The following is a 26,998-nucleotide window of genomic DNA, read 5'->3' on the forward strand; positions in this document are numbered from 1 at the left end:
AGATTGCCTGAGAAAATCTAAAAGCCCGCCGGATGTGGCGGGCTTTTTTTGCTTTTAGGCGAAAATGAAGTCGCTTTCCGAGAGACGGTTAGCGTTAACACCCAGGAGGTCGATGCTATCGCCATCACCCAACTCAATCTCAGTCCGGAAGAAGCCGCTAGAGATGTGGTCTTCGATGTCTTCGAAGCTTTCAATGCCCTCATAACCGCTTAGGTCGATTTTATCCCTTCCGACCCTGAAGTCGGCGATAGTGTCGTGTCCGTCACCGTCTTCAATGACAAAGGTGTCGCGGCCTCGACCGCCGAATAGGAAGTCATCGTCGGCACCTCCGTCGATAATATCCTTGCCGCGGCCTCCGAAGATATTGTCTTGGCCGGCGTCGCCGCGCAGGATGTCTTTGCCGCGGCCTCCAAAAATGGTGTCGTCACCATCTCCGCCCAGGGCTACATCGTTGCCGCGCCCGGTACCGATGACGTCATTGCCACCTCCACCATGGACGAAGTCATCTCCGCGACCAGTAAAATGAAATTCATCCGAGTCGTCGCCCAAGATGAAATCGGTGTTCTTTTTGCCTAGAATACCTGTCACTGATACGGGCAACAGAACTCCGTCCAGAATGTGAATGATCCCATTTGACGCAGGCACGTCAAAACCGATCAGTCCGGGATCATCGAGACCGGGATCTTCGTCTCCCAGACTCGGTGGCATACTGGACAAGTTCAGTTCCACGTCGCCGCCTTGCAATGTTTCAATCTCTGCGCCATCGCCAAGACCTACAACCTGCTCCTTAGTGAAAGACCCATCAACGACGTGATAGGTCAAAATTTCGGTCAGCAAGGGTATGGGGTCCCCGCCGCCCAGCAAAGTCAGGGCTTTTACGATGTGATTAAGTGCTCCGGCTTCGTCTGACCCTTCGAACCCCAAATTCTGGGCGAGGCCAATGAATGCAGAATCCTCAGGTGCAAATACGGTTAGATGCGCGTGGGGATCTGCTAAAGCAGCGTCAAGACCAGCGGCGAGGACAGCCTCGCGCAAAATGTCAAAATCGCTGCCGTCTGAATCAAATGTTCCCGGAGCACCGCTTGCGTCTACAACGGTATCGGTAATCGTCTGAGGTTCTGAAGTGTCAGGCATATCTGTTACTCTCCCACCCTGGTTGGCGCCTAATCCGGGAGAGGCAAACGTCGCATCACATCTCTCCTTCGGCGATAAAACTTCTACGGAGGGCGTGCGTAGTCGGATCACGAAATTCGAATTTCATGATGTGGAGCCGGCGGTCTTGGTAGCGCGAGAGGGCCGGGTTCTATTGTAAATTCAAGGATGTGCAGCTGTTTCTTCAGCTAGTCCAGCTGTTGTCGGAAAACGCGAACCATGTTCTCGCCCATGACCTTGCGAACTTGCTTTTCGCTCAATCCTTGATCCAGCAAGGCTGAGGTCAACGCGGCCAACTCCGATGTATCAAACGCGGTTTCGACCGAACCGTCATAGTCCGATCCCAAGGAGACGTGATCCTCGCCGACTGTTTCAACCGCCGCTTTGATCATCTTGGCGATACCCGCTGGCGTTATATCTCCGCAGGTCACATCCGCCCAATAACCCATGCCGACAACGCCGCCCGTTGACGCGATGGCCTGCATCAAGTCATCCGGGTAATTGCGTTTCACCGGGCAGAATCCGTGTAGCCCACCATGGCTGACGATCAGGGGTACATTGGTCATCTCGATAACTTCTCTCGCCACCTGGGGGCTGGAATGCGCTAGGTCGATGACCACGGGTCGTTGCTCCAGTTCGACCACAACCTGACGGCCGAACTCGGTCAAACCTGTGTCGCCGAAGCCGTGTAACGACCCGCCCAATTCATTGTCGAAGAAATGATGCAGCCCAAAGACTCGGTGCCCCGCGTCGAACAGAGTGTCCAAGTTGCTTAGATCGCCTTCCAAAGCGTGAGCACCCTCAATGCCGAGGATACCGCCGACGACAGGCTGTCCGGCTGCACGAGCTGCAAGCATGCCATCCAAATCAGCGCGGGTTTTGATGACTTTGAGGCGACCATCGGAGGCAGACTCAAACTGGTGCAGCTTTTCGGCCTGATAGACGGCCCGTTCTTTCAGGCTGTCCCAAGTGCGCAGCGGCCAGAGCTGACCAATGGCCAAAAGGGTAATGTTGTCAAAGACCTCTGCCGAGTTCCCCTCGTAGTTTTGCCCGGCGGGTGATTTGGTGACTGCTGTGAACACCTGTAGCGCCACATTGCCTTCAATTAGGCGTGGGATGTCGACCTGTCCGCGTGTGCTGCGCTCGGTCAGGTCGCGGCTCCAGAGCAGGGGGTCTGCGTGCAAGTCGCCGACTATCAGCGTCTCGTGCAGGGCGTCCGCTTCGCCAGATACGTCGTACGGATCGTGGTCAATCACGTTGTTGCGTCCCGCCTCGATATAAAGCGGCAGAAATCCAAAAAACACGACTGCACCTGCGATGAGCGCTAGAAGGGTGAGCCCTCCTATCCATTTCATAAACCTCCGCATCTTCGCCCCCCCTGTTTTGTTTGTGGACGCAGATTACGGGGGATCAATGAAGAGAAAAGCCTGACTTAACGTCGTTTGCTTGATAGAAATGCGATGTTAGCGATAACTGCAAGATTCGTCGCGGAGTCACAGATGTCAGAGAACTATATGCAAAAACCCGTTCAGTGGGGCATTTTGGGCGCTGCCAAATTCGCGCGTCAGTACATGGCACCCGCAATTCACGCCGCCAACGGTGCGCAACTTGCGGGGTTGGCGACCTCAAGCGCAAAAAAGGCTGAACCGTTTCAGGCCTTTTGCCCTGATATAACGGTCTATGAAAGCTATGAGGCGCTGCTGGCGGACCCCCAGATTGAAGCGGTCTACATCCCACTGCCCAACCATCTGCATGTGGAGTGGAGTCTCAAAGCGCTGGACGCTGGCAAGCACGTGCTGTGTGAAAAGCCGATGGCCATGACCGCAGCCGAGTTTGAAGCATTGATCCGGAAACGCGATCAGACGGGGGTGCTGGCGGCCGAGGCCTATATGATCGTTCATCACCCGCAGTGGCAGTTGGTGCGCAAGCTGATCGTCGATGGGGCTATCGGCAAACCGGTCCATGTGACAGGCGCGTTCAGTTTTGACAATCGTGCGGACACTGAGAACATCCGCAACCGGGCTGAAACAGGTGGCGGAGGGCTTCGCGATATCGGTGTCTATGTCATCGGAGGTGCGCGGTTCGCGACAGGGCAAGAGCCTGTTGAAGTACAATCAGCAATCCGTTGGGAAGACGGGATCGATGCCTTCACTGAAATTCGGGCGCAATTCCCGGACTTTACATATTCCAGCTATGTCTCGATTCGTATGCACCCGCATCAGGAAATGGTGTTCCACGGTGAGGGCGGTGTTATCCGCCTGACCGCCCCGTTCAACGCGCGGGTTTTTGGCGAGGCGCGGGTCGAACTGCACCGCCCGGGCTTGGAGCTACAGGTCACAAGGTTCCCTGGCGACGACCACTACAAACTGCAGGTCGAGGCATTTTGCCGATCAGTGCGAGAAGGGGAGGACTATCCGTGCCCGCTGGAATTTTCGCGCGGAACCCAAGAGATGATTGACCGAGTTCTGGAAGCAGCCATCTCCCTCTGACTTGCCACGTCGCGCGTAGCCGGTCTAATCTGGCGGGCACCTGATCAGGAGAAGACCATGGCAGGCGGCTGGGCGCGTGACGGCGCGGTGAGTGAACAGATCGAAGCGTCCATTTCGGACGAACTCGCCCGGATGCAGGCGAAAAAACGCCCTGTGGGCGAAAGCCTGACGCATTGCGCCGAATGTGAGGAGCCCATCCCTGAGAAACGACGTTTGGCTTTGCCGGGCGTCAAGCTATGCCTGGATTGCCAGCAAGAGCGGGACGGAGCTTTCAAGGCGCGCGCGGGGATCAACCGACGCGGCTCCAAAGACAGTCAGTTGAAGTAAACGGGGCTAAGGGATGCCCGGCCGCAAACTGATGCAAAACGGTCTGGTTCTGGGTTTTTTGGCGGCCTTCCTTTGGGGCACGCACAGCGTCATAGTGCGCTACCTCACCAGTGATCTGGGCGGATTGCAGATTGCTGTGACACGCCTGTTTATCGCTGCACTCGCCATCTATTGCATACTGAGGGTGATGCGGGTTGAAGTGTCGATCCAACTGGGGGACTGGAACTTTAGGCTGGCGGTTCTGTCCACGGTGGTCAACTATATCCTCTTTCATATCGGGTTGGAACATACCGGTGCTGCGAATGCGATGGTGCTGGAAAACACCGCTCCGTTCTTCGTTCTGGTGTTTTTGTATTTCTTTGCCGACACGCCTGTTACACGCACCGATGTTCTGGCCACAATGCTGGCAATTTTGGGCGTATTTCTTACCGTTTACCGCGATTTTCAGGGTGGTGGAGAACCTTTGTTTGGCGACCTGCTTGAGATAGGCGCGGGCCTTAGCTGGGCCGTGTTCTTGATTAGCAGCAGTCGCGCGATGCGGAATTCGGAATCGACCGGCGAGCGATTGAATTTCCTCTTTGGAATCTTCCTGTGTTCAGGCGTTCTGCTGGTGCCCTTGGCTGCGTTCTCGTTGCAAGTTCCCACTGCCAATGACGTGGTGTTCTTAATCTTGCTGGGCGTTCTACCAACCGCCTTGGCATATTACCTTTGGTATGAGGCTGCGGCCCGAGTGTCGACGTTGACTGCGACCCTAATGTTTGCAGCATCCGTGGTGTTCACGTTCATCAACTCAGCCCTGTTCTTGGGGGCCGCAATCACACCGATCGCGGCCCTTGGTGGTGTGTTGATCGTGGTCGCCGTGTTCCTGACAACCAAAAGCCAGAAGTGAGTTCTGGGGTTAGTCCTCCATGGCCTCCAGTTCGTCGATGAAGCCCGAGATCATCGACAGCCCCTTGTCCCAGAATTTCGGATCGCTCGCATCCAGTCCGAACGGTGCCAGCAGTTCCTTGTGGTGTTTGGAACCACCGGCGCGCAGCATCTCGAAATATTTGTCCTCGAACCCTTCTGAACCACTTTCGTAAACGGAATAGAGGGCGTTTACCAATCCATCGCCGAAGGCATAGGCATAGACATAGAAGGGTGAGTGGACGAAGTGCGGGATGTAGGCCCAGAAGGTCTCGTACCCTTCCATGAATTCAAACGCAGATCCAAGGCTTTCGGCCTGAACGCTCATCCATAGGGCGTTGATATCGTCAGGGGTCAACTCGCCTTCGCGGCGGGCGGCGTGCAGCTTACACTCAAAGTCGTAGAAGGCGATCTGGCGGACTACCGTGTTGATCATATCCTCGACCTTACCGGCCAGCAGCACCTTGCGCTGTTCAGGTGTTTCCGCCTGATCCAGCATCTTGCGGAAGGTTAGCATCTCACCAAAAACCGATGCCGTCTCAGCTAATGTCAGCGGGGTGGACGACAGCATTTCACCCTGATCGGCGGCCAGCACTTGATGGACACCATGGCCCAGCTCGTGCGCCAGCGTCATCACATCGCGCGGTTTGCCGAGGTAGTTGAGCATCACATAGGGGTGAACGTCAGTCACTGTGGGGTGTGCAAACGCACCAGGGGCTTTGCCGGGTTTTACCGCCGCGTCGATCCAACCTTTCGAGAAGAAAGGCGTGGCGATTTCTCCCATACGCGGATCAAACGCGTTGTAGGCATCCATCACCGTTTTCTCGGCCTCGTCCCAACCGACAATGCGGGTGTCTTCCATCGGTAGGGGCGCGTTGCGATCCCAGACTTGCATGACGTCCAGACCCAGCCATTTACGTTTCAGCTCATAGTAGCGGTGGCTCAGTTTGGGGTAGGCGGCGACAACCGCCTCACGCAGTGCCTCGACGACCTCGGGCTCGACGTCGTTCGACAAGTGGCGCCCTGTCTGAGCAGTCGGCATGTTGCGCCAGCGGTCGATGATTTCCTTCTCCTTGGCCTGCGTGTTGTGAACGCGGGCGAAGGTTTTGACGTTTTCTTGGAATACTCGGGCCAGTTCGCGCGCAGCAGCTTCGCGTTTGCTGCGGTCTTGTTCCGTCAACAGGTTCAGAGTGCCTTCGATATTCAGCTCATCTTCGTCGACGGTGAAGGTAAGACCAGCGATGGTTTCGTCGAACAGGCGTTCCCAAGCATCGCCGACCACACCCAGATCGTGCAGGAATTTCTCAAGCTCGTCCGACAGCTGGTACGGTTTCATCGCGCGGATACGGCGGAAGACGGGTTCGTAACGAGCCAGATCGGCGTTTGCATCGAAATGCGCCTTCAACGCGTCATCGTCGATGCGGTTGATTTCCAACGTGAAGAACACCAGTGGAGTGGTGAAGATTGTGATCTTTTCCTGCATGTCTGACAGGAATTTGGCGCGCTCTGCGTCGGTGGTCAGCTGGTAATAGCGCAGTCCGGCGAAAGACATAATGCGACCGGCAATCGAGTTGATCTTTTCGTTGCGCTGAACGCAGGTCAGAAGGCCTTCGGCATCCAGATCGGCCAGCTTGCCTTCGTAATCGGAGGCAAAGGCGGCGCATTCTCCCTCAAGCCATTCCAGATCACGGTCCAATTCCGGCGCTTCTTCCGAGCTGTAAAGATCGGTCAGGTCCCATTCCGGCAAGTTGCCAAGATCGCCGGCTCCTCCGGCTGCGTTTGCGTCACGGACGGGAAAGGGAAGGTCGCGCATGGATCACCTCGGAATATCTGCTTTGGCAAACATCTAGGCTTGGGCGGCCTGGATCACAAGCCGCCTTTGCGTGAGGTTTTCTTTAGCCGGATTGTGCTGTCGCGGCGGGCGACCCCGATTGTGTGGCCAGAAAATGAGCAGATAGTTGATCGAAGACCGGCCCACGCACATCGGGAGCTTCCATCAGCACTTCGTGTTCGCCGTCTGGGATTTCGACCAGAACGCCGCTGGGCCAATTTGCCATTCGTGCGCGGATCGCCTTGCGGTCCACGATTTGCTCATGACTTCCCAGAAAGGTCAGGCCGGGCGTTGCGGGCGCAGTTTGCTCCATCAACCACGTACATTCGTCCAATGCCTCGCGCAGCCAAATGGTCGAGGGTGCCCCAAGCGCCAGTTCCGGGTATGCTGCCAGTTGGTCTTTCATCATTTGGTACATCACCGGATCGCGCGTCAGCATGTTTCCGTCAAAAGGTTGGGACGCAACATAACTTTCCAGAGATGTGGTCGGAGGGGTCTTTTCCCCAAGCCCAATCCGTGGTCCCCAATAGGCGGTCAACCGGCTCAGCGGCTTCATGATGGGCGTGAAGAAGATACCCCACATCGGGCCGGTAAAGGCGCAGGCGGCAAAGCAGTCGCGCTCCAGAACCGCACGCAGGCCGATGGCCCCACCCATCGAGTGACCGATTACGTACCAAGGTTTGGGCAAGCCAAGCTTGGCGGCGAGGCCCAAAGTGACATGCACATCCTGCTGATAGTCGGTGAACTGATCGACATGCCCGACACGCGGGTCATCCAACAGGCGGTCCGCTAGCCCCTGACCGCGCCAATCGACAGCCAGGAACGCAAAACCCCGACCGACAAATTCAGTCGCCGCGTTGCCGTATTTCTCGATATATTCCGTCCGACCGGGGAACATCATCACCGTGCCGTTCGTCTCGCTCTTGGCACGCCAGTGCCCGACGCGGATACGGGTGTTGTCCGCAGTTGTCAGCCAATGGGCCGCACCACCGGCGGGTCCGCCGGCCACGTCTTCATAGAAAGGGGCCGGCGAGCACTCCATCAGGCCAGCACCGAAGCGAGTTTCATGGCGATACCCATATCGCCGTCCACGCTCAGCTTGCCGGACATGAACGCACCGGTGGGGTTCAGGTCGCCGCTCAGGATCTGTTCGAACGTATCCGCATCCGCGGTCAGGGTAACGTCTGCTTCGTCATCGCTGACGCGTGCGCCGTCTGCATCCAGCACGATGGCTCCCAGATCCGAGATGGCAAACTTGGCCGATGCGTCGAAATCGCCGCCGGACAGCTTTTCGTTCAGCGCCGCTGCGGCTTTTTCAAGAATGTCGCTCATGGTGTTCCTCATATTGTTTCTGCGCCGTGAATGGACATCCCCGGTCGCAACGCTACACTGAACATTGTTATGGGCATTGCAATCATCAATCTCAAACGTACCGTCGCGGCACTTTTTGTCACGGTCATTTTTTCCACCAGTTCGCTGGCGCAGCAGGCGGACTCGCGGGATGAGGCCGAGCTATTGCAGCAACTGGTGCAATCCACGCCGGAACAGGCTGTTGGCATCGACCGTCAGCTTAAGGCTTTGTGGTCGCAATCGGGCTCTGCTTCGGCTGATCTTCTACTGGAACGTGGGCGCGAGGCATTGGACGACGGAGATACAGTGGCGGCCATAGAACACCTGACGGCACTGACCGATCACGCACCGGGGTTTGCCGAAGGCTGGCATCTGCGAGCGTCTGCATTTTTTGGTATGGATCGCTTTGGCATGGCCGCGGCCGATCTTGAGCATGCGATAACACTCAACCCTAACAATTACGAAGCCATTTTTGGGTTGGGCCTGATTTTTGAGATCATCGAACAGCCCGATAAAGCGCTCGAGGCCTATGAGCGCGCGCTGGCTATACATCCTCATCACGAAGAAGTAACCAATGCGGTGAATCGACTGAAGCCTCAGGTCGAGGGCTCGGCCCTCTAAAGAACCGGGGCAGGGGGCAAAGGTGAGCGGGTCATCCCGAATCGTGGCCGTACTTGGCCCGACAAACACAGGTAAAACTCATTACGCGATCGAGCGGATGCTCGGGTACCGGACAGGTGTGATCGGTCTTCCGCTGCGTCTGCTGGCGCGCGAGGTCTATGACAAGATCGTCGCCATTCGTGGTCCCTCTGTCGTGGCATTGGTCACGGGAGAGGAACGCATTGTGCCGCCGCGCACCCAGTATTGGGTTTGCACGGTTGAAGCGATGCCGGAAGGTATGGGGGCGGATTTCGTTGCGATCGATGAGATCCAACTCTGTACCGATCCCGAACGCGGCCATGTCTTTACTGACCGTCTGCTGCGGGCGCGCGGTACGAGTGAGACACTGTTCCTCGGCGCGGACACGATGCGCGGTCCCATCGCGGCTTTGGTCCCCGAGGCTCAGTTCGTCCGACGCGAACGCATGTCCCAACTGGTTTACGCGGGATCAAAAAAGATCAGCCGGATGCCTCCGCGCAGCGCCATCGTTGGGTTTTCGGTCGATAGCGTTTATGCCATCGCCGAGCTGCTGCGCCGACAAAAAGGCGGGGCGGCCGTGGTCATGGGGGCTCTCAGCCCGCGCACGCGGAATGCGCAGGTCGAACTATATCAGAATGGTGAGGTCGACTATCTCGTCGCTACCGACGCCATCGGGATGGGGCTTAATCTGGACGTAAACCACGTCGCGTTCTCCTCTCTAAGCAAGTTCGACGGCCGTCGGATGCGCCCGCTGGCCCCCAATGAACTGGCCCAAATCGCTGGGCGTGCGGGAAGAGGGATGTCGGACGGCACCTTCGGGGTGACCGGAGAGGCTCCGCCGCTGGACGAAGGTGTGGCGCAGGCGATCATGGACAGCCGTTTCACGCCGATGAAAAAACTGAACTGGCGGAATGCTGCCTTGCGGTTCGGATCGGTTGATGCGCTGATCGACTCGCTTGAGATCAGCCCGAACGACGAACATCTGATCAAAGCGCGGCCCGCAGACGATCTGAACGTGCTCAAGTCGCTGTCGCAAGTAACCGAGGTCGCAGCCCGCGCCAGCGATCCGCAATCCATCCGTTTGCTGTGGGATGTGTGCCGAATCCCCGATTTTCGCGGCATCAGCCATGCTGAACACGCCAGCTTGCTCGAAGTTATCTACGGCCACTTGCATGAGCGTGGTTCGATACCAGATGACTTCATGGCGCGGCAAATACGTCGGATCGACCGTACCGACGGGGATATTGATGCGTTGTCCAAAAGGTTGGCATATATTCGCACTTGGACATATGTTGCGCAACGAAACGGCTGGGTCCGTGACGAATCGCATTGGCGTGAGGAAACGCGCACTGTAGAAGACAGGCTGTCAGACGCTCTGCATGACCGTTTGACTCAGAGATTTGTGGACCGGCGCACGTCTGTGTTGTTGCGCCGGCTCAAACAGAAGGAGGCCCTTTTGGCCGAAGTAAATGACAAGGGTGAAGTGACCGTCGAAGGAGAATTCGTCGGTCGTCTGGAAGGGTTCCGGTTTAGCCCGGACAAAAGCGCGCAAGGAACCGAGGCGAAAGCTTTGAAATCGGCGTCCCTGCAAGCACTCGCACCGCAATTCCATCTGCGTGCTGATCGCTTCTACAATGCGCCCGATACCGAAATTGATTTCACCGATCAGGGTGGCCTGATGTGGGGCGAATATGCCGTTGGCAAACTGGTTGCCGGGGCAGAGCCACTCAAGCCGATGGTCGAAGTTTTTGTGGATGAGGCCGCAGGCCCGGACGTCGAACAGAAAGTGCAGCGCCGTTTGCAGCACTTCATCGACCGCAAGGTTGCTGCACTGTTCGAACCGCTGCTGAATTTGCAGCGCGACGAAGAGCTCAGCGGTCTGGCCAAGGGGTTCGCCTTCCGCATGGTCGAGGCGCTGGGCGTGCTGCCCCGTGCGGGCGTTGCGCAAGAGGTCAAGGATCTGGATCAGGACGCCCGTGGCGCGCTGCGCAAGCACGGCATCCGATTCGGACAGTTCACGATCTTCATGCCGCTGCTGCTCAAACCCGCGCCAACGCGCCTGCGTCTGGTTCTGTGGGCGCTGGCCAATGGCCTTCAGGAATTCCCAGAAGCGCCGCCTCCGGGTCTGGTCACCGTTCCGGTCGCCAAGGACGCGCCCGAGGGCTACGACACCATGTGCGGCTACCGCGATGCGGGCGAACGCTCGATCCGGATAGACATGCTGGAGCGTCTGGCGGATATGCTGCGCGCGGAAGACAGCCGTGGCGGGTTCGAAGCCAAGCCCGATATGCTGTCGATCACCGGCATGACGTTGGAGCAGTTCGCCGACCTGATGCAGGGCCTGGGTTACAAAGCTGAACGCGGCGAGCGTGAAAAGGTGAAACCTGCCCCGGCAGAACAACCCACCGCCGAAGCGACCGAGCAACCGGCGGCGGAAGAGACCCCAACGCCTGAGGCGGCGATCGAAGAGGTCGCTACACCCGCCGAGGCGCCAGCCGAGGCCACCGAAAGCACCGAGGCAGCAGCCGAGGCTCCGGGAGCGGAAGAACCCGAAGTTGAGGTCTTCTACACCTTTACCTGGGGTCGTCAGCGTCAGCAAAACCGTGGCCCGCGCCGTGAACAGCGGCAGGGGCAGGGCAAGGGCAAGCCGCGTGGTAAACCTCAAGACGGTCGCGGTAAGCCGCAAGGCAAGAAGGGTGGCAAGCCGCAGGGCGCCAAGACCTTCTCTTCCCGCCCGCCCAAGAAGGAAAAGGCGATCGATCCCGATAACCCGTTTGCAGCAGCGCTGATGGGTTTGAAAGACGGTAATTAACCGCTGATGGCTGAGGCCAAGCTGCGGATCGACAAATGGCTGTGGCAGGCGCGGTTCTTCAAGACCCGCAGCCTGGCCGCCAAACAGGTCAGCGGCGGCCATGTGCGGCTGAACGGAAACCGGGTGCTTAAACCTGCGCAGGCCGTAGCACCCGGCGATGTTCTGACCTTCCCGCAGGGACGCATTGTGCGTGTTGTCCGGATCGAAAAGCTGGGGGAACGCCGTGGTCCGGCCACAGAGGCGCAGGCGTTGTATTTCGATATGACGGAAAAGAAGGACACGCCTCCTAAAAACCCTAGTTTTGAGGGAAAAGGTCGTCCGACTAAGAAAGATCGACGCGCGCTTGATCTTTCTCGCACCAAAGAGGGCTGATCCGCCCTTGAAGACGGTATAATACTGGATTAGCTAGACGCCCAAACCGTATATGGGATTCCGACTATGACCTATGTTGTCACCGAAAACTGCATTGGCTGCAAATACACCGACTGCGTCGAAGTATGCCCGGTGGACTGCTTCTACGAAGGTGAGAACACGTTGGTCATTCACCCTGACGAATGCATCGACTGCGGTGTGTGTGAACCGGAATGCCCCGCCGACGCCATCCGCCCCGACACCGAGCCGGGTATGGACCAGTGGGTCGAGTTCAACCGCAAATACTCTGAACAATGGCCGGTGATCGTCACCAAGAAAGATCCGCTGCCCGAGGCCGAGGAACGCGACGGCGAAGAGGGCAAAATGGAGAAGTATTTCTCCGAAGCACCCGGCGAAGGGGGCTAAGCGATTCGCCCACTGAACTTGTCGGTTCAGGTATAGAAACAGGTTTCAGCACTTTGAAAAATATAGGGTTTCACCTCCGGATTCGGGCGTGACCTTTCGGGCGTCGTAAATTTGTGATATACTCTGAAGCTGAATGATGAATGAGATGGGGATGTGCTCCGTAAGTATGATTGCTTTGGAGTTCTGATTTTATGACAAAATAACCGCCTGACGGAGCCGAAAGATGCTCCGGCTAGTGGTTTTTGTCGTCCGTGTCTCGCTCTGTAACCAAGGATGAACCTGAATGTCTAAGTCGAAAAAGCTTGAGTTCCGCCCGAATGACTATGTTGTATATCCTGCGCATGGCGTAGGTCAGATCATCTCGATCGAAGAACAGGAAGTCGCGGGATTTTCGCTTGAGCTGTTCGTCATCTCCTTTGAAAAAGACAAGATGACCCTGCGGGTGCCAACCAACAAGATTACCGAATCCGGTTTGCGGTCGTTGAGCTCGCCCGATGTCATCAGCCAGGCGATGAAAACGCTGAAAGGCAAGGCCAAGGTAAAACGCGCCATGTGGTCACGCCGTGCGCAGGAATACGAACAAAAGATCAACTCGGGTGATCTGATCTCGATTGCCGAAGTGGTCCGTGACCTGCATCGCACCGACGATCAGCGCGAACAGAGCTATTCCGAGCGTCAGCTGTACGAAGCCGCGCTGGAGCGTTTGACCCGCGAAGTCGCCGCTGTGTCCGGTGCAGGTGAGGTATCTGCCGCCAAGCAGGTGGACGAGGTTCTGACCTCCCGCGCAGCCTGATTGCAGAAAAGACTCATTTCTAGGCCGCTCCTGCTTGGGGGCGGCCTTTTTCATGCCAGCTCTTGGTGAATTTTACCTTTGCCGCTAATTTTCCAACAGGCAGAGGCGGATACATGGTCAGGATAAAGCAAACCATTAAGTTTTTGTATATTGCGCATGAGCCGATTTCGATCTGGTTCCGCTACTGCCTGATCCTTTTTGATGCCGCGTCGATCATTTTTTTCGTGGCCACGGCGAATGTACCGCACGGGCCGGGTATTACCCTAGCCAGCTTGGGCGTTGGGTTTGTTATTCTTCTGGATTTTCTAGCTCGGCTCTGGATCGCGAAGGACCGGTGGAAGCTGCTCCGCAAGATCTACACGCTGGCTGATATCGTTGTGATTGCTTCTCTACTGCTCGAGCCGTTTTTGCCTGGAAATCTGGCCTTCGTACGAATTTTACGCGCCTTACGTCTGATCCACTCCTACCATTTGCTTAGGGATCTTCGGCGTGACAGCCAATTCTTTCGTACACATGAGGACGCAGTCATTGCGGCCATAAATCTGCTGGTGTTTGTATTTGCCACGTCAACGGCTGTTCTGGTTTTTTTTATCCCGGCTAACAGCCCGAACGCGTATATCGATGCGCTGTATTTCACTATGGCAACGCTCACCACGACCGGGTTTGGTGACATCACTCTGGCAACACCGGGCGGCAAGCTGTTTTCGGTGTTCATCATGGTGGTTGGCGTGGCCCTTTTCGTGCGTTTGGCGCAGGCGATTTTCATGCCGCAGAAAGTGCGTCACAAATGCCCAAGTTGTGGCCTCTATCGCCACGACCCAGACGCGGTGCACTGCAAGCACTGCGGTGAGAGACTGAGGATCGAAACAGGCGGAACCTCTTAAAGCGCGGCTGCGGCTGCTGTTAGAAATGCAAGCTCTGCCAGCTGCTGCGTTGCTCCCAGAATGTCACCCGTTTGACCACCAATCTTGGCTCGTGCTGTCGCGGCGAGCCCGGCAGTGACTAGCGCAGCAATGGCCGTGGCCCAAACAGCGCCGGCACCCATTAGAAGCACGGCGCAAATCAGGGCCAGCACCAGACCTGTTATGGTTGTCACAGCCTGTGGCCCTCCGACAGAGTGGCTCAGGCCACTGTTGCGTGCATTCGGCAGTGTGGTCATCAGAACCGGCATGAATGCGCGGGACATGATGCAGGCTGCGAGGATTGTGGCAAAAGCACCGGCCATTAGTAGCGTCGCGATCAGTGCAACGCGTGCAAGCTGCGAGAATATCAGCGCCAGAACACCATAAGTGCCGATGTGACTGTCTTTCATGATCTCCAACCGGCGCTCTCGGTTGAAGCCGCCCCACAATCCATCGACAGTATCGGCCAAACCGTCTTCATGCATCGCACCCGTGGTCATGACCAGAACCGCAACCAGGAGAACGGCCCCGACCGTTGTGGGCAGGTTTAACACGATTGCAACCCAACCGACTGCGCAGGCCAGCAGACCCACGACTAACCCGACCAAGGGGAAGGCCCAAGCGGCGTTGGCCTGGCGCGAAAAGACGTTTTCCGGCAAATGCGGCAGGGGCAAGCGGGACAGCAGGACCAGCGCAAGTGGAATATCCCACGAGGAAAACAGGTTGGTGTCGTTTTTATGCACTCCCGCGCCTTTCGGGGTCTTGTTGGATTGGACGCTTCGGTTAAACACGCAGGACCACTCTGATGCAACGAGGCTTTAGATGCTGCCCGAACTTATTGATCTGACAACCTTCCGCGACGCCCTCAAACAGGCGCCCGGCCCGGATGATAGCGCACTGCAAGGAGCGACTGACCGCAACAGGCAGTTGACCAAACCGCCGGGTGCTTTGGGGCGGCTTGAGGACTTGGCGATCTGGTATGCTGGTTGGCGCGCAGACGCTCGCCCACAGATCGCCGCGCCGCAGGTCATCGTGTTTGCGGGGAACCACGGCGTAACCGCGCAGGGCGTATCGGCCTTTCCACCTGAAGTGACCGTGCAGATGGTGATGAATTTTGAACACGGTGGCGCAGCGATCAATCAACTCGCCAAAGCCGCTGGTGCGACGATGGATGTGCATGCGTTGGAGTTGGACCAGCCAACTGCGGATTTCACTGCAGGACCGGCCATGTCCGAAGATGAGTTGCTGCAAGCCCTGCGCACCGGTTGGACCGCCGTTGACCCCAATGCCGATCTGCTGGTGGTTGGAGAAATGGGAATCGGGAATACCACCCCGGCTGCTGCAATTGCCTGCGCTCTGTTTGGTGGAGACGCTGCGGACTGGACCGGACGCGGCACAGGTGTTGACGATGCCGGGCTGATCAACAAGACCCGTGTGGTGGCGGAAGGTGTGGCGCTGCACGCAGAGGTCGGAGACGGGCTGAACATCCTGCGTTGCCTCGGTGGGCGTGAGATCGCGGCCATGGCCGGAGCTATTGCAGCCGCTCGCGTATTGCGTATTCCAGTTATTCTTGACGGATTCATCTGCTCTGCCGCGGCGGCCTGTCTGGCAGATGTTTCCGCCGGTGCATTGGACCATGCCGTGGCAGGGCACCAGAGCGCAGAAGGTGCGCATGGGGCCGTACTCGAAAAGCTTGGCAAAGCCCCGTTGCTGAATCTCGGTCTCAGGCTTGGCGAAGGTTCGGGTGCGGCGCTGGCCATCAATATCCTGAAAAGCGCGGTAGCCTGCCATTCAGGCATGGCGACCTTTGCTGAGGCCGGAGTATCAGACGGTTAACATTACAGGTCTGATCCGAAGAGCCGGATCAGGCCGATTTCTTCGCGTGTTTTTCAGCCAACTCCAAAAGCTCGGTTTCCAGATCTTTCTCGAATTGCTGAGCTCGTTCGATGTATTTCTTGTTTTCCGCTGTGGGCATTCCGGGAATCCAAAGCTCGGCCAGATCGCGGATCGAATCTCGGTCGTGGTGGTAAAACGTCTGCTCGGCTTGCGCGGCCTCATATTCGCTGAGGCCGATATTTTCAAGCACGTAGCGACCGGCCCGTAGGGAGCTGTCGAACATCTCGCGTACGATGTCGTTGGCACCAGCCTGATACAGCTCATACACATGGGTTCGGTCATGAGCGCGGGCGATGATGTGCAGGTCCGGGCGTTGACGCCTGGCGTAACTGACCAGACGCGTTACGTTCTTTGGGTCGTCCATCGCGGCGACCAGTACCGTTGCTTTTTCCAGCCCCGCCGCGCGGAGCAATTCAGGACGAGTGGGATCGCCCAAAAAACCCTTCACACCAAAGCGGCGCATCAGCTGAACGGTTTCAATATCGTGATCCAGAACGATCGTTTTGAACCCGCTGGCGCGAACCAGACGATTTACGATCTGACCAAATCGGCCGATACCGGCGATGATTACTGGGCCTTGCTCGTCGATTTCATCTGGTTCCGGCTGTGGACCACTGTCTCGGATTCGGCGGGACAAAAGATCGTAGATGATGAACAGCAGCGGCGTGATCAGCATGGTCAGTGCGATGATCATGAGCAGTTTCTGGGACAGATCGGGCGGAATGACGTTCTGCTGAGTTGAAAAGGCCAGCAGAACGAAGCCGAACTCTCCTGCTTGTGCCAGACCAAGTGTGAATAGCCAGTGATCCCGACCCCGCAACCTGAAAGCGCGCCCGACGAGAAACAGTATGATGCCCTTGGTCAGGATAACCAGAAGAGCCAACCCGATTAGCTCTAGCGGATCGTTGAAGAAGTAGGCGACATCAATTCCGGCACCGACGGTGATAAAGAACAGGCCGAGGAACAGGCCCTTGAAGGGCTCAAGGTCGCTTTCCATCTCATGCCGGAATTCCGAGCTGGCCAGAACAACGCCCGCCAGGAACGCACCCAGAGCGGGGGAAAGGCCAACTAGGGTCATCAGGAAGGAAATGCCGACCACGATCATCAGGGCTAATGCGGTATACATCTCTCGCAGGCGAGTCGCGTGAATAAAGCGGAACAGGGGGCGCGTCAGGTAAACACCGGCAAGGATAACAAATGCGATCGCGCCAATGGTAACCAGCGTTACAGCCCACCCTGGTAAACCATCGACTAGAGAAAGGCTGTGATGGGCGGCATCGTGCAGGTCTTTCACCCCGCGGTCTATGGAGCCGTCGCTTTCGAGATGCGGCATGGCTGGTAGCGCCAGCAGTGGCAACAGGGCCAGAATGGGGATGACTGCAATGTCTTGCGTCAGCAGCACGGAAAATGTGGCGCGGCCCCCGTTTGTCTGCATTAGTCCTTTTTCCGACAGGGTTTGCAGCACGATCGCGGTCGAAGACAGCGAAAGCGTTAACCCGACGGCCAGAGCGACAGACCATGGGTGGTTCGCGTAAATTGCCACCGTGGCAATAGCTGCGGTCGAAAGCCCTACTTGCAATCCGCCCAGTCCCAATAGCCTGTCACGCATATCCCACAAAGCGCGCGGCTCCAGTTCCAAACCGATGAGGAACAGCATCATGACCACGCCAAACTCGGCCACGTGCTGCAGGCTTTCGGTTTCGGCTCCTACAAGGCCAAACACGGGACCGATAACGATCCCGGCGGCCAGATATCCCAGCACGGACCCCAGCCCCAGACGCGCCGATAACGGCACGGCGATCACGGCAGCAGCCAGATAGATCGAAGCCTGGTAGAGGAAATCGTCCATGTTGGTCCTTTCGGTCAGGTCAGGTGGGCAAAGGGGCGTCGCGTTTCAGTTGGTCCATCACGATCTGGCTTTGGACTCGTGCCACCGCAGGATGCGGCAGTATCACCTGATGAAGCAAGCGATTGAGCGCGGCTAGATCGTCACAATAGACATGCAGCAGATAGTCTGCTTCTCCGGTCATCGTCCAGGCGCTGGTGATCTCAGGTCGGGTGTTTACCATCCGTGCAAAACTCTCGGATTGCTCGGGGCCGTGGGTGCCCAGATGCACTTGAACAAATCCCTGAACATGTAGCCCGAGTTTCAGCGGGTCCAACCGTGCGGCATAGCCGGTGATGTAGCCCTCGGCCTCAAGCCGTTGCCGTCGCCGCCCGGCCTGACTGGGTGACAGGTTCAGCAATTCGCCAAGCTGATGGGCGGTCAAGTGGGCGTCCACCTGTAGGGCGGACAGCAAACGCATATCGGTGGAATCCAGCATATGCGGAATTTCTCCAAAATTTTACCAATTAATGCGTGTTCTGCGCACTCAAACTTAGTTTACACGAAAACTATGCGCAGAAACAGCGCGGAATAAGGCGTATTTTGGAATCAGCAAAGAAATTCCTGTTTTAAGGAGACGCACTATGGGTCCTTTCCCTCATAACGCCCCGAAATCCACCATTAGCAAAGAAAATCCGGTCGGCACTGACGGGTTTGAATTCGTGGAATTTGCCCACCCCGATCCACAGGAACTGCGCGACCTGTTTTCCAAAATGGGTTTCGAAAAGGTTGCTCACCACACGGATAAGCCCGCAGTCGAACTTTGGCAGCAAGGCGACGTGACCTATATTCTCAACGCTGATCCCGAAAGCTTTGCCGCGCGTTTTGTCCAAGAACATGGCCCATGCGCCCCAGCGATGGGCTGGCGTGTGGTGGATGCCCAGAAAGCGTATGAGCATGCGGTAGCCAAAGGCGCAGAGCCTTATGATGCGGCGGACAAGACGATGAATGTACCGGCGATCAAGGGGATTGGCGGCTCTCTGATCTACTTCATCGACCAGTACCATGACACTTCGCCCTATAATCATGAGTTCACATGGACCACCAAATCCAAGCCGCGCGGTGATGGGTTCTATTACCTCGATCACCTGACGCATAACGTCTATCGCGGAAATATGGACAAATGGTTCAAGTTCTACGAGAGCCTGTTCAACTTTCGCGAAATCCGGTTTTTTGACATTCAGGGCAAGTATACCGGTCTTTTCAGCCGTGCTCTGACGTCGCCGTGCGGGCGCATTCGTATTCCGATCAACGAAGATCGGGGCGAGACCGGGCAGATCGTATCGTACCTCAAGAAATACAAGGGTGAGGGGATTCAGCATATCGCGGTGGGGAGTGAAGATATCTACGCTTCAACAGACGCGATTGCTGAGAAGGGGCTGAAATTCATGCCTGGTCCAAACCAAGCCTACTATGACATGTCCAAAGATCGCGTCGCAGATCACGAAGAACCGCTGGACCGGATGATGAAGCACGGTATTCTGATTGATGGCGAGGGGGTTCTGGACGGCGGTGAGACCAGAATTTTGCTGCAAATCTTCTCGAAAACCGTGATCGGGCCGATCTTTTTCGAGTTCATCCAGCGCAAAGGCGACGATGGGTTCGGTGAGGGGAACTTTCAGGCGCTGTTCGAATCCATCGAGCGTGAACAGATCGAAAGCGGAGAGATTACAGCGGCTTGAATGCCGGGCTTGATGCAGCATGGGCGGGCAACCCGCCCGTGCGCTTATCCACGTGGCATTTTCAGCGTCACGTTCCTACCTTTTTTCTGATAGCGTAGCTCGGTATCGCCAATAGCGATGACTCTACCGCCATCCAGCCTGTCTCCAACTTTCAGCTTTTTGTAACGACCACTCGGCAAACGCACCAAGGCGCGGCGGTTGGCCGGTGTGCCGTAAACCCCGATCAGGTTCAACTTGCGCAGGTTCAGCGCATTGTCGATCGTCGCTTGCCTTGCGACGGATGCGGATGACGGGATTTTAGGGGCAACGGCCCTTGGCTGGAACGACCCGGCCTCATCCTGAGCAATTGCGGCCGTCGAACCCAGGTTGGCGGTTTGCGTGACTGAAGATGGTGCCAATCCCGCAGGGCGCGACTTTGGGCGCGGGACACGGACGACGGCGAGAGCGGTCGGGGTGTAGTCGATTTCCTTTTGTTGCAGCGACGCGGGGCGCAGCTTGGGGCGCAGCACTGCAAGTTCTTCCCGCGTGCGGCCACCCAGTTGCTGCCGCTCGAACCGCTCAATCAGGTCTCGGGGGCGCAGTTTGGGGCGCAACTCGGCCAGCCTATCCGATTTATCATCAAGCGCTGGCTCCTCTTCGAACCGCACGGGTGGTTCTGGAGGTACTTTCGACGGACGCCCCAGGTAGACGGCGACCCCAGCCGGATTGAGCGTGCCTTCGACGCTGGGCGTAACCAGACCGCGCTCATCCAGTTCGAACCGGGTGCCGGCGATGCCGGGCAACGCGACCTGCTCAAACGGGGCGTCGGTGGCGAAACTCTCACTCGGTGGGAGGGCAATCGCGTCGTTGGAAAGGTCGGAGTTATCAATGGATGTCAGAAATGGTTCTTCTTCAGGGGCAATAGCAGGCACCGCCAAAAGGCCGGGTACCGAAATGGAAACGGCGGATTGAGGGGGCAACACTTGCGGTTCGGGGTCGCGGGGGACCTCGTCGACCACTGTTGGCGCGATGTTTAGCGCTTCGAGGATTGCGGCATCCGTTGGCGATAAATCGGGCAGGGACGCGTCGGTCGAATCCGGCTGGCTTGGTTCGGGTAAAGCGACTTCCGAGGGCAATTCAGTTGCTTCAAGGGGAGCCGTTTCGATTTCTGGTAAAATTTCGGTAATGACGTCCGGCTGAACTTCCGATGCCGTTGGTGCATCTTCGGTTTGGGCCGTTTGCGGGGCAGGTGGCTCAGCTTTTTCCGACCCGGACAGCGCCCATACACCCAGCACTGCCACAATAGCCAAAGCAGCGACTGCCGGAATTGCGTAACGTTTGGTGACTGGTTTTGTGACGGCACTGGATTGTGCGCCCGAATCTGGTGCCGATCGGAAAACCTCCGAAGGCGTTACATCCGCAATGGGGTGGGCCGTCGGGGGCGGAACGTCCGCTGCTTTCCTTGCGTTTTCGGCGGTAGGCTTGATCACAGTGGCCGGAGTTTCAGGCGTCAGAAACTGCGGTTCGGTCGGGAAAACGCTAGGATTAGCTTTTACCGTGAACTGGACGGGAACAAATCCGTGTTCCGTTGCAAAATTTCGGGCTTCGTCCAATGTCTGCATCGTGACGGCGGCCACATAGGTGGTGGAGCCTACGGTTGCAGAATCAAAGACCAGTTCTTCGATCGAATAGGGGGTGGCCTCGGCCAATGCAGATTGCACCTGCTGCGCGCTTTCCTCGGCGGGCTGCCCCTCTGTTTCTGCCGACATGAAACGAACCTGATCGGCAGGGATCACAACTTTGCAGCTCAGGTTGTTTTCCAAAGCAAAGGCTTTGTCCCGCAACGCGCTTAACTGCGCGTTCAGGTCTGGCGCGTCCAGAGCAACCTCACCAATGCAGACCCAATCGTCATCCGATTGGTGGTGCACAGTTATTCCGGTTGAAGAAAAAGACAGCGCAAAGGCGGGTTTCATATTCCCGAGGAACCATAATTGTCAGCATCAATGCAAACGGGTTTCCGTCCGCAGGCAGACATTAAAGCAGGATCCCGCCGAGGGAAAGAAAAAGCCGGAACTTCCCCTTGTTCGGCGGCACTCGGCGGCCCCATGTTGATAGTGAAGAAATTGGAGGGAAGACCTTGAAGAAAATTGCTTTTTTGGCTGCGATGCTGGCCGTTACCGCCGCAGGTATGGCACATGCGGAAGAACGTCGCATCACGGTGGATGCGGTCGGCACCGTTGAGGCCGAACCCGATATGGCAACCATCACCTTGGGGGTGACCAACGAAGATCCGCAGGCTTCTAACGCGATGCAGGCTACATCCGATGCTGTGGCACAGATTCTGAAGCGGCTGGACGATATGGGGATCGAGACTCGCGATGTTCAAACCCGCGATCTTTCGTTGTCGCCAGTCTGGTCCGGGCGCAATAATTCGAGCGGTGAGCGACCTGAGATTTCCGGCTTTGTCGCCTCTAACAATGTTCAGGTTCGTGTTCGCGATCTGACACAGCTTGGAACGATCATGGATGCAGTCATTCAGAACGGGGCCAACAATTTTGGCGGGCTGAGCTTTGGCGTGCAGGACCCCGCGCCGCTACAGGCGCAGGCACGTGCCAAGGCCGTGGCCGAGGCGACCGCGAAAGCTGAACAGCTGGCGCAGGCGGCCAATGTGACTTTGGGCAAGGTCCGGCAGATCAGCGAGCAGATTGGCGGCATCCGCCCTGCGCCCCAGATGCGCGCGATGGCTATGTCCGAGGCGGGCGGGGTGCCGGTCGCAAGCGGTGAGATCGCGGTGTCTGTCAGCGTGTCGATGGAATTCGGTATTTCCGATTAACCCTCGGAACGGGCCATCAGCGGTTCTCGTTGCTGGCCCGTTTGATCGAAATTGTCCGCAGAAAGCCAGGCTTCGAACGCCGAACGAATGCGCGGCCACTCACTGTCGAGGATCGAATACCATGCCGTATCCCGGTTACGACCCTTGTAATGGGTGGCTTGTCGAAAGATGCCCTCAAACGTAAAGCCTAACCGCTCGGCCGCGCGGCAGGATGGGGCATTCAGGGCATCGCATTTCCATTCGTATCTGCGATACCCCAACTCGTCGAACACGCGGCGCATCATTAGATACATGGTCTCGGTCGATTGCGGGCTGCGCTGCAACAGCGGAGAGAAGTGGATGTGGCCCACTTCAATCACCCCCGCCGCAGGTTGGATTCGCAGGAATGAGGCCATACCGACCGGAGTTTCGTTTCTGTCCAGAACCGTGTGGAACATCGGGTCGGCGTCCATACAGTTCGCGCGGGTCCAGTCCTCGAACTCCTGTTCACTGTCGAACGGCCCATAAGGCAGGTAGGTCCAGTTGCGACCGTCGGCGTCGTTGGCAAAGGCCCGGAACAGTCCGGGCGCATGCCGGTTCACGTCCAGCGGCACGACAGAACAGTATTGGCCCTCCATCGGCGTATACGGCGGCGTCGGGCGAGGGAATTCGCCCGAAACCGGCAGGCCGATGGGTTGGCCCAGATCGTTTGTGTCGTGCCCGCTCATGCCTCAGGCCGAGGCTTTGGCCAGCGCCTGATCCAGATCGGCGATCAGGTCGTCGGCGTCTTCGATCCCGATGGACACACGAACCACACCGGGGCCAGCACCTGCGGCCTCTTGCTGTTCTGGCGTCAGTTGGCGGTGTGTGGTTGAGGCCGAATGGATGATCAGCGACCGCGCATCGCCCAGGTTGGCGACATGGCTAAAGATTTCCAACGCGTTGACCAGCTTGATGCAGGCGTCATATCCACCTTTGACTGCAAAGGTGAACAGCGCACCAGCACCCTTTGTGTACTGCGCCTGGACCCGATCATGATACGGCGAAGAGGGCAGACCTGCGTAGGTGACATATTCAATTCGTTCGTCCGCTTCGAGCCAGGCGGCGATCTTTTGCGCGTTCTCTACATGACGATCCATCCGCAAGGACAGGGTCTCGATTCCCAGCAGCGTGTAATGCGCGGCCTGTGGGTTCATGGTCATTCCCAGATCACGCAGGCCAATGGCGATACCGTGGAAGGTGAAGGCCAGAGGGCCGAAGGTTTCGTGGAATTTCAACCCGTGATAGGCGGGTTCCGGTTCGCTGAGCGATGGGAATTTGTCATTTGCCGACCAGTCAAACTCACCCGAATCCACGATGCAGCCGCCTGTGACTGTGCCATTGCCCGTCAGGTATTTTGTGGTCGAATGCACCACAAGAGTCGCGCCATGTTCGATCGGGCGGCACAGGTATGGTGTAGCTGAGGTGTTGTCGACAACCAGCGGAATGCCCGCTGCATCAGCTATATCCGCCAGTGCGCGAATGTCAGTGACATAACCGCCGGGGTTGGCGATGGATTCACAGAACACCGCGCGGGTGTTTTCGTCGATGGCGTCATTCACGGCGTCCAGATCATCGGTGTCGACGAACTTGGCCGACCAGCCGAAGCGTTTGATGGTCTGGCTGAACTGCGTGACCGTGCCACCGTACAAACGTGTCGAGGCCACCACGTTGCAGCCCGGCCCCATCAGCGGGAACAGCGCCATGATCTGCGCCGCGTGACCCGATGAACAGCAAACCGCGCCAACGCCGCCTTCCAAAGTGGCGATACGTTCTTGCAGAACGGCAACGGTGGGGTTGGTCAGGCGGGAATAAATGAATCCAACCTCTTGCAGGTTGAACAGGGCAGCCGCGTGATCGGCATCGCGAAAGACATAAGCTGTTGTTTGATAGATCGGAGTCTGACGCGCCCCTGTTGCGGGATCAGGCCGTGCGCCCGCGTGAATCTGCAGAGTGTCAAAACCGTAAGTCGGGCCGTCTGACATCGTAAAAATCTCCTGTTGGAATGTGTGTTGCAGAATCTCTAGGCGATTGACGGCCTTCACACAACAACCCAATCAGCGCATCCACAGGCCGTTGTTCCTGATCGTGTTGCGAATGGCCTGCTCGCGCTGCGGCAGGTTTTCGCGATCGAACAGATCGCGGATCTTGTGCCCCTTGCGTTGCAGGACCAGTTTCTTGATTGGGTCATAACCCTTGAGCACTTTCTTGACCCGGTTGGGCGCCGCCACGGTTTCCAGCACCTCGACCACATGGTCGCTTTCACGGGCATAAAGCAGGGGAAACAGTCGGTAGTGACAACTGACAGAGCCGTCCAGCAGACCCGGAGGCAACACATCGCGCCCTCCGCCGAAGGAGTGAATGACCAACGGCAGTGCCGCCTGATCCAGCCACGGATCAAGGTTCTGGCCAGCCAGTTCTGGAATCTCTTCATCCCGGATCGTGCGGGCATACTCCAGAAACCGCCGTCCGAACTTCTGCGGGCAGGCGTGGAAAAAATAGCCGGCGTTGAAATACAGATACCTTCGCCAGTAATCCACGGGTTGGCTGGTATCCAAAGAACTTTTGAAATCCAGCTCAAACCGGCGGTAAAGGGCGCTCCAGATACCATCGAAACCGGGGCCATAGAGAGTTGGCTTTGGCCATGTGCCTTCGACTTTTTGCGACGCCCCCGGTTTGTCGAAATCGAAGGGGACAGAGGTCAGATCTCCCGAAATTAGAGTATCGCTGTCGAAGAACACAAACGGTTTGCCTTCGGGTAAGGCCAGCAGGGCCTCAATCTTGTTGCCGTAAGGATAGCTTTGCCCAAAAACATGGTTGTCAAACGGCAGGATTTCGGCGTCCAGCTGCCGCAGCGCCTTCAACACATCCTCGTTCTGAATGCTAGGGTCCTGTTGCCAACGCGGGCCCGGCCGAGGGACCGCCACAAACAACCGACCAGTGAAATTCGGAGAGCTGTGGCGCAGAGATGCCGCAAACAGAAGTGCTTCGTATTGTAGTCGGTTGTTTTGCCCGATGATGACGATGTTGAACTTCGAAGGGCTGGCCTGCATCGGATGACTTTCGGATTTACGGCCACTGTCGGCGCTTCTCGGGTTGCGTTTGAACTACAGCACGCAGTTGGGGCCGTCAAAACCAGATACTGGGAAATTTTTGAATCCTTGGAAATGAGTGCAGATTTGATGCGCGCCAACACTGCTCAGATGTTGCGACTTCGTCAGATGCCGAAAAAAAAGACGGTTTTCGCTGAAATTCGAGGGAAAATGCGCAGTTTTTCAGTTTTTTGCCGACTTTATAAATTTTACCAATTGATAAAAAATAAGATTGTGGCAAGCTGAGGTCATAACGAACATAACCACAGGGAGAGAGCGATGGCACAGGGCCAGATGGCCCCCGGCATTGTCTCCGGGCGGCTTTCCAGCGATGAGCTGACCTCGAATTTCACGGATCTGCATCCGCCATTGGCCGCGCATGAGGCGGCTGTGGCGGCGGATCGGTGCTATTTTTGCTATGATGCGCCATGCGTGACGGCCTGTCCGACGGACATCGATATTCCGTTGTTCATGCGCCAGATTCAGGCAGGGCAACCCGAAGCGGCGGGCGAGACCATTTTGGCCCAGAACATTCTTGGCGGCATGTGTGCCCGCGTTTGCCCGACCGAGACATTGTGCGAAGAGGCATGTGTGCGCGAGGCGGCTGAAGGTGCTCCGGTCGAGATTGGCCGCCTGCAGCGCTATGCAACCGACAGCGTAATGGTGTCCGGAGATCATCCGTTTGAGCGCGCCGCACCGACGGGTAAGACCGTTGCCGTGGTCGGGGCAGGGCCAGCAGGTCTGGCCTGCGCGCATCGACTTGCGATGCTGGGTCATGACGTTGTGATCCACGAAAGCAAGCCTAAGCCCGGCGGTCTGAACGAATATGGGATCGCGGCATATAAATCGACCAACGATTTTGCGCAGGCTGAGGTTGACTGGCTTATGAAGATCGGCGGTATCACCATCGAGACAGGATCGGTACTGGGCGAGAGCATCACGCTGGACGGTCTGGTGGAGAATTACGACGCCGTTTTCCTGTCCATCGGTCTTACTGGGGTAAACGCCCTGCGGGCAGATGGGGCTGAGAAGGAGGGTGTTCGCTTCGCCGTCAATTTCATCTCGGATGTGCGACAAGCCTCTGACTTGGCGAACCTCCCGGTCGGCCGCAACGTCGTGGTCATCGGAGGTGGCATGACCGCTGTGGACGCGGCGGTGAAATCAAAGCTGCTGGGTGCCGAGCATGTTACCATCGCCTACCGTCGCGACCGTGACGCCATGGGTGCCAGCCGATACGAACAGGATTTGGCAGCCTCGCACGGCGTCAAGATCATGACCAATGTGCAGCCTGTCGCCATTCATGGAAATGGGGCGGCGGCTGAGATTGAATTGGAGTATACTTCCAGCCATGACGGTCAGCTATCCGGAACCGGTGAAACGGTCCGTTTGGCCGCGGATCAGGTTCTCAAGGCGATTGGTCAGAAACTTGACGGTGCGCCGGAAGGGCTGGAGTTGGACGGCAACAAGATTGCCGTGACCGAAGCCGGGCGCACTTCGATGGCCGGTGTCTGGGCTGGCGGTGACTGCGCGACAGGCGGAGAAGATCTGACCGTGACCGCCGTGGCCGAGGGTCGCGATGCCGCGATGGATATCCACGCAAGCCTGACCGCGTGAAACCAACAGATAAGGATGCTG

At 57.3% G+C, this 26,998-nt stretch carries 25 protein-coding genes; 13 read left to right on the forward strand and 12 right to left on the reverse strand.

What is annotated here, in order from left to right; genetic code table 11:
* Positions 1-54: 54 nt before the first annotated feature.
* Positions 55-1,134: a fasciclin domain-containing protein gene (locus ABLN94_RS07770; protein WP_352991227.1), complete on the reverse strand. Its 1,080-nt coding sequence runs from the start codon at positions 1,132-1,134 to the stop codon at positions 55-57.
* Between the two features lie 206 nt (positions 1,135-1,340).
* Complete coding sequence (locus ABLN94_RS07775; protein ID WP_417750511.1) at positions 1,341-2,519, reverse strand: dipeptidase; 1,179 nt, start codon at positions 2,517-2,519, stop codon at positions 1,341-1,343.
* Positions 2,520-2,666: 147 nt separating this feature from the next.
* Here ABLN94_RS07775 and ABLN94_RS07780 point away from each other — a divergent pair, with 147 nt between their 5' ends.
* Genes ABLN94_RS07780 through ABLN94_RS07790 form a run of 3 tightly spaced genes read left to right on the forward strand, consistent with a single transcriptional unit; the run spans position 2,667 to position 4,857 of the window.
* Positions 2,667-3,641, forward strand: a complete 975-nt coding sequence (locus ABLN94_RS07780) for a Gfo/Idh/MocA family protein (protein WP_352991667.1) — start codon at positions 2,667-2,669, stop codon at positions 3,639-3,641.
* Positions 3,642-3,698: 57 nt separating this feature from the next.
* Entirely contained in the window at positions 3,699-3,968 is a 270-nt protein-coding gene (locus tag ABLN94_RS07785; RefSeq protein WP_352991233.1) for a DksA/TraR family C4-type zinc finger protein, read from the forward strand.
* A 13-nt stretch (positions 3,969-3,981) separates the two neighbouring features.
* Positions 3,982-4,857: a DMT family transporter gene (locus tag ABLN94_RS07790; protein WP_352991236.1), complete on the forward strand. Its 876-nt coding sequence runs from the start codon at positions 3,982-3,984 to the stop codon at positions 4,855-4,857.
* A gap of 9 nt (positions 4,858-4,866) precedes the next feature.
* Here ABLN94_RS07790 and ABLN94_RS07795 read toward each other — a convergent pair whose 3' ends face one another.
* The 3 genes from ABLN94_RS07795 to ABLN94_RS07805 form a co-directional block, all read right to left on the reverse strand.
* The gene (locus tag ABLN94_RS07795) at positions 4,867-6,687 is read right to left on the reverse strand and encodes a M3 family oligoendopeptidase (protein WP_352991238.1); all 1,821 of its coding nucleotides are present in this window, start codon (positions 6,685-6,687) and stop codon (positions 4,867-4,869) included.
* Between the two features lie 82 nt (positions 6,688-6,769).
* On the reverse strand, positions 6,770-7,747 hold the full coding sequence (locus ABLN94_RS07800; protein WP_352991240.1) for an alpha/beta hydrolase: 978 nt from the start codon (positions 7,745-7,747) through the stop codon (positions 6,770-6,772).
* Entirely contained in the window at positions 7,747-8,037 is a 291-nt protein-coding gene (locus tag ABLN94_RS07805; RefSeq protein ID WP_352991243.1) for an SCP2 sterol-binding domain-containing protein, read from the reverse strand. The genes ABLN94_RS07800 and ABLN94_RS07805 overlap by 1 nt, the downstream gene beginning before the upstream one ends.
* Positions 8,038-8,067: 30 nt before the next feature.
* Here ABLN94_RS07805 and ABLN94_RS07810 point away from each other — a divergent pair, with 30 nt between their 5' ends.
* From ABLN94_RS07810 to ABLN94_RS07835, 6 genes are all read left to right on the forward strand, one after another.
* The gene (locus ABLN94_RS07810; RefSeq protein ID WP_352991246.1) at positions 8,068-8,676 is read left to right on the forward strand and encodes a tetratricopeptide repeat protein; all 609 of its coding nucleotides are present in this window, start codon (positions 8,068-8,070) and stop codon (positions 8,674-8,676) included.
* Between the two features lie 22 nt (positions 8,677-8,698).
* Entirely contained in the window at positions 8,699-11,506 is a 2,808-nt protein-coding gene (locus ABLN94_RS07815) for a helicase-related protein (RefSeq protein ID WP_352991249.1), read from the forward strand.
* Positions 11,507-11,512: 6 nt separating this feature from the next.
* The gene (locus tag ABLN94_RS07820; RefSeq protein WP_352991251.1) at positions 11,513-11,878 is read left to right on the forward strand and encodes an RNA-binding S4 domain-containing protein; all 366 of its coding nucleotides are present in this window, start codon (positions 11,513-11,515) and stop codon (positions 11,876-11,878) included.
* Positions 11,879-11,944: 66 nt separating this feature from the next.
* The gene (fdxA, locus tag ABLN94_RS07825; protein WP_170348381.1) at positions 11,945-12,283 is read left to right on the forward strand and encodes a ferredoxin FdxA; all 339 of its coding nucleotides are present in this window, start codon (positions 11,945-11,947) and stop codon (positions 12,281-12,283) included.
* A 283-nt stretch (positions 12,284-12,566) separates the two neighbouring features.
* Positions 12,567-13,076, forward strand: coding sequence for a CarD family transcriptional regulator (locus ABLN94_RS07830; RefSeq protein ID WP_170487060.1), 510 nt, complete (start codon positions 12,567-12,569; stop codon positions 13,074-13,076).
* A gap of 113 nt (positions 13,077-13,189) precedes the next feature.
* Positions 13,190-13,960: an ion channel gene (locus tag ABLN94_RS07835; RefSeq protein WP_352991256.1), complete on the forward strand. Its 771-nt coding sequence runs from the start codon at positions 13,190-13,192 to the stop codon at positions 13,958-13,960.
* Here ABLN94_RS07835 and cobS read toward each other — a convergent pair.
* Positions 13,957-14,721 carry an adenosylcobinamide-GDP ribazoletransferase gene (cobS, locus tag ABLN94_RS07840; protein ID WP_352991259.1) on the reverse strand — a complete coding sequence of 255 codons (765 nt, stop codon included), beginning with the start codon at positions 14,719-14,721 and terminating at the stop codon, positions 13,957-13,959. The two genes, ABLN94_RS07835 and cobS, sit on opposite strands and share 4 nt — an antisense overlap.
* 79 nt (positions 14,722-14,800) lie before the next feature.
* Here cobS and cobT point away from each other — a divergent pair, with 79 nt between their 5' ends.
* Positions 14,801-15,814 (forward strand): nicotinate-nucleotide--dimethylbenzimidazole phosphoribosyltransferase, encoded by a 1,014-nt coding sequence (cobT, locus tag ABLN94_RS07845; protein WP_352991262.1) that lies wholly within the window; start codon positions 14,801-14,803, stop codon positions 15,812-15,814.
* Between the two features lie 28 nt (positions 15,815-15,842).
* Here cobT and ABLN94_RS07850 read toward each other — a convergent pair whose 3' ends face one another.
* Both ABLN94_RS07850 and ABLN94_RS07855 read right to left on the reverse strand, forming a co-directional pair.
* Positions 15,843-17,723: a monovalent cation:proton antiporter-2 (CPA2) family protein gene (locus ABLN94_RS07850; protein WP_352991265.1), complete on the reverse strand. Its 1,881-nt coding sequence runs from the start codon at positions 17,721-17,723 to the stop codon at positions 15,843-15,845.
* 19 nt (positions 17,724-17,742) lie between these two features.
* Positions 17,743-18,198: an Lrp/AsnC family transcriptional regulator gene (locus tag ABLN94_RS07855; protein WP_352991268.1), complete on the reverse strand. Its 456-nt coding sequence runs from the start codon at positions 18,196-18,198 to the stop codon at positions 17,743-17,745.
* 145 nt (positions 18,199-18,343) lie between these two features.
* On the opposite strand from ABLN94_RS07855, the gene hppD reads away from it, so the two are divergent.
* Positions 18,344-19,441 carry a 4-hydroxyphenylpyruvate dioxygenase gene (gene hppD, locus ABLN94_RS07860; RefSeq protein ID WP_352991271.1) on the forward strand — a complete coding sequence of 366 codons (1,098 nt, stop codon included), beginning with the start codon at positions 18,344-18,346 and terminating at the stop codon, positions 19,439-19,441.
* Positions 19,442-19,485: 44 nt separating this feature from the next.
* Here hppD and ABLN94_RS07865 read toward each other — a convergent pair whose 3' ends face one another.
* The gene (locus ABLN94_RS07865) at positions 19,486-21,348 is read right to left on the reverse strand and encodes a hypothetical protein (RefSeq protein WP_352991273.1); all 1,863 of its coding nucleotides are present in this window, start codon (positions 21,346-21,348) and stop codon (positions 19,486-19,488) included.
* A gap of 209 nt (positions 21,349-21,557) precedes the next feature.
* Between ABLN94_RS07865 and ABLN94_RS07870 the strand changes: the two genes are divergently transcribed.
* The gene (locus tag ABLN94_RS07870; protein WP_352991276.1) at positions 21,558-22,253 is read left to right on the forward strand and encodes an SIMPL domain-containing protein; all 696 of its coding nucleotides are present in this window, start codon (positions 21,558-21,560) and stop codon (positions 22,251-22,253) included.
* Here the strand turns inward: ABLN94_RS07870 and ABLN94_RS07875 are convergent.
* The 3 genes from ABLN94_RS07875 to ABLN94_RS07885 all read right to left on the reverse strand — a co-directional run bounded on the left by ABLN94_RS07875 (position 22,250) and on the right by ABLN94_RS07885 (position 25,324).
* Complete coding sequence (locus ABLN94_RS07875; protein WP_352991279.1) at positions 22,250-22,960, reverse strand: GNAT family N-acetyltransferase; 711 nt, start codon at positions 22,958-22,960, stop codon at positions 22,250-22,252. The two genes, ABLN94_RS07870 and ABLN94_RS07875, sit on opposite strands and share 4 nt — an antisense overlap.
* A gap of 3 nt (positions 22,961-22,963) precedes the next feature.
* On the reverse strand, positions 22,964-24,256 hold the full coding sequence (locus ABLN94_RS07880) for an O-acetylhomoserine aminocarboxypropyltransferase/cysteine synthase family protein (RefSeq protein WP_352991281.1): 1,293 nt from the start codon (positions 24,254-24,256) through the stop codon (positions 22,964-22,966).
* A 72-nt stretch (positions 24,257-24,328) separates the two neighbouring features.
* A complete protein-coding gene (locus tag ABLN94_RS07885) occupies positions 24,329-25,324 on the reverse strand; it encodes a hypothetical protein (RefSeq protein ID WP_352991284.1) in 996 nt (331 codons plus the stop codon).
* A gap of 318 nt (positions 25,325-25,642) precedes the next feature.
* On the opposite strand from ABLN94_RS07885, the gene ABLN94_RS07890 reads away from it, so the two are divergent.
* Positions 25,643-26,977, forward strand: a complete 1,335-nt coding sequence (locus tag ABLN94_RS07890) for an NAD(P)-dependent oxidoreductase (RefSeq protein ID WP_352991287.1) — start codon at positions 25,643-25,645, stop codon at positions 26,975-26,977.
* Positions 26,978-26,998 lie beyond the last annotated feature (21 nt).

The sequence above is a fragment of the Ruegeria sp. SCP11 genome, assembly GCF_040329455.1.
GTDB classification, from domain to species: domain Bacteria; phylum Pseudomonadota; class Alphaproteobacteria; order Rhodobacterales; family Rhodobacteraceae; genus Ruegeria; species Ruegeria atlantica_E.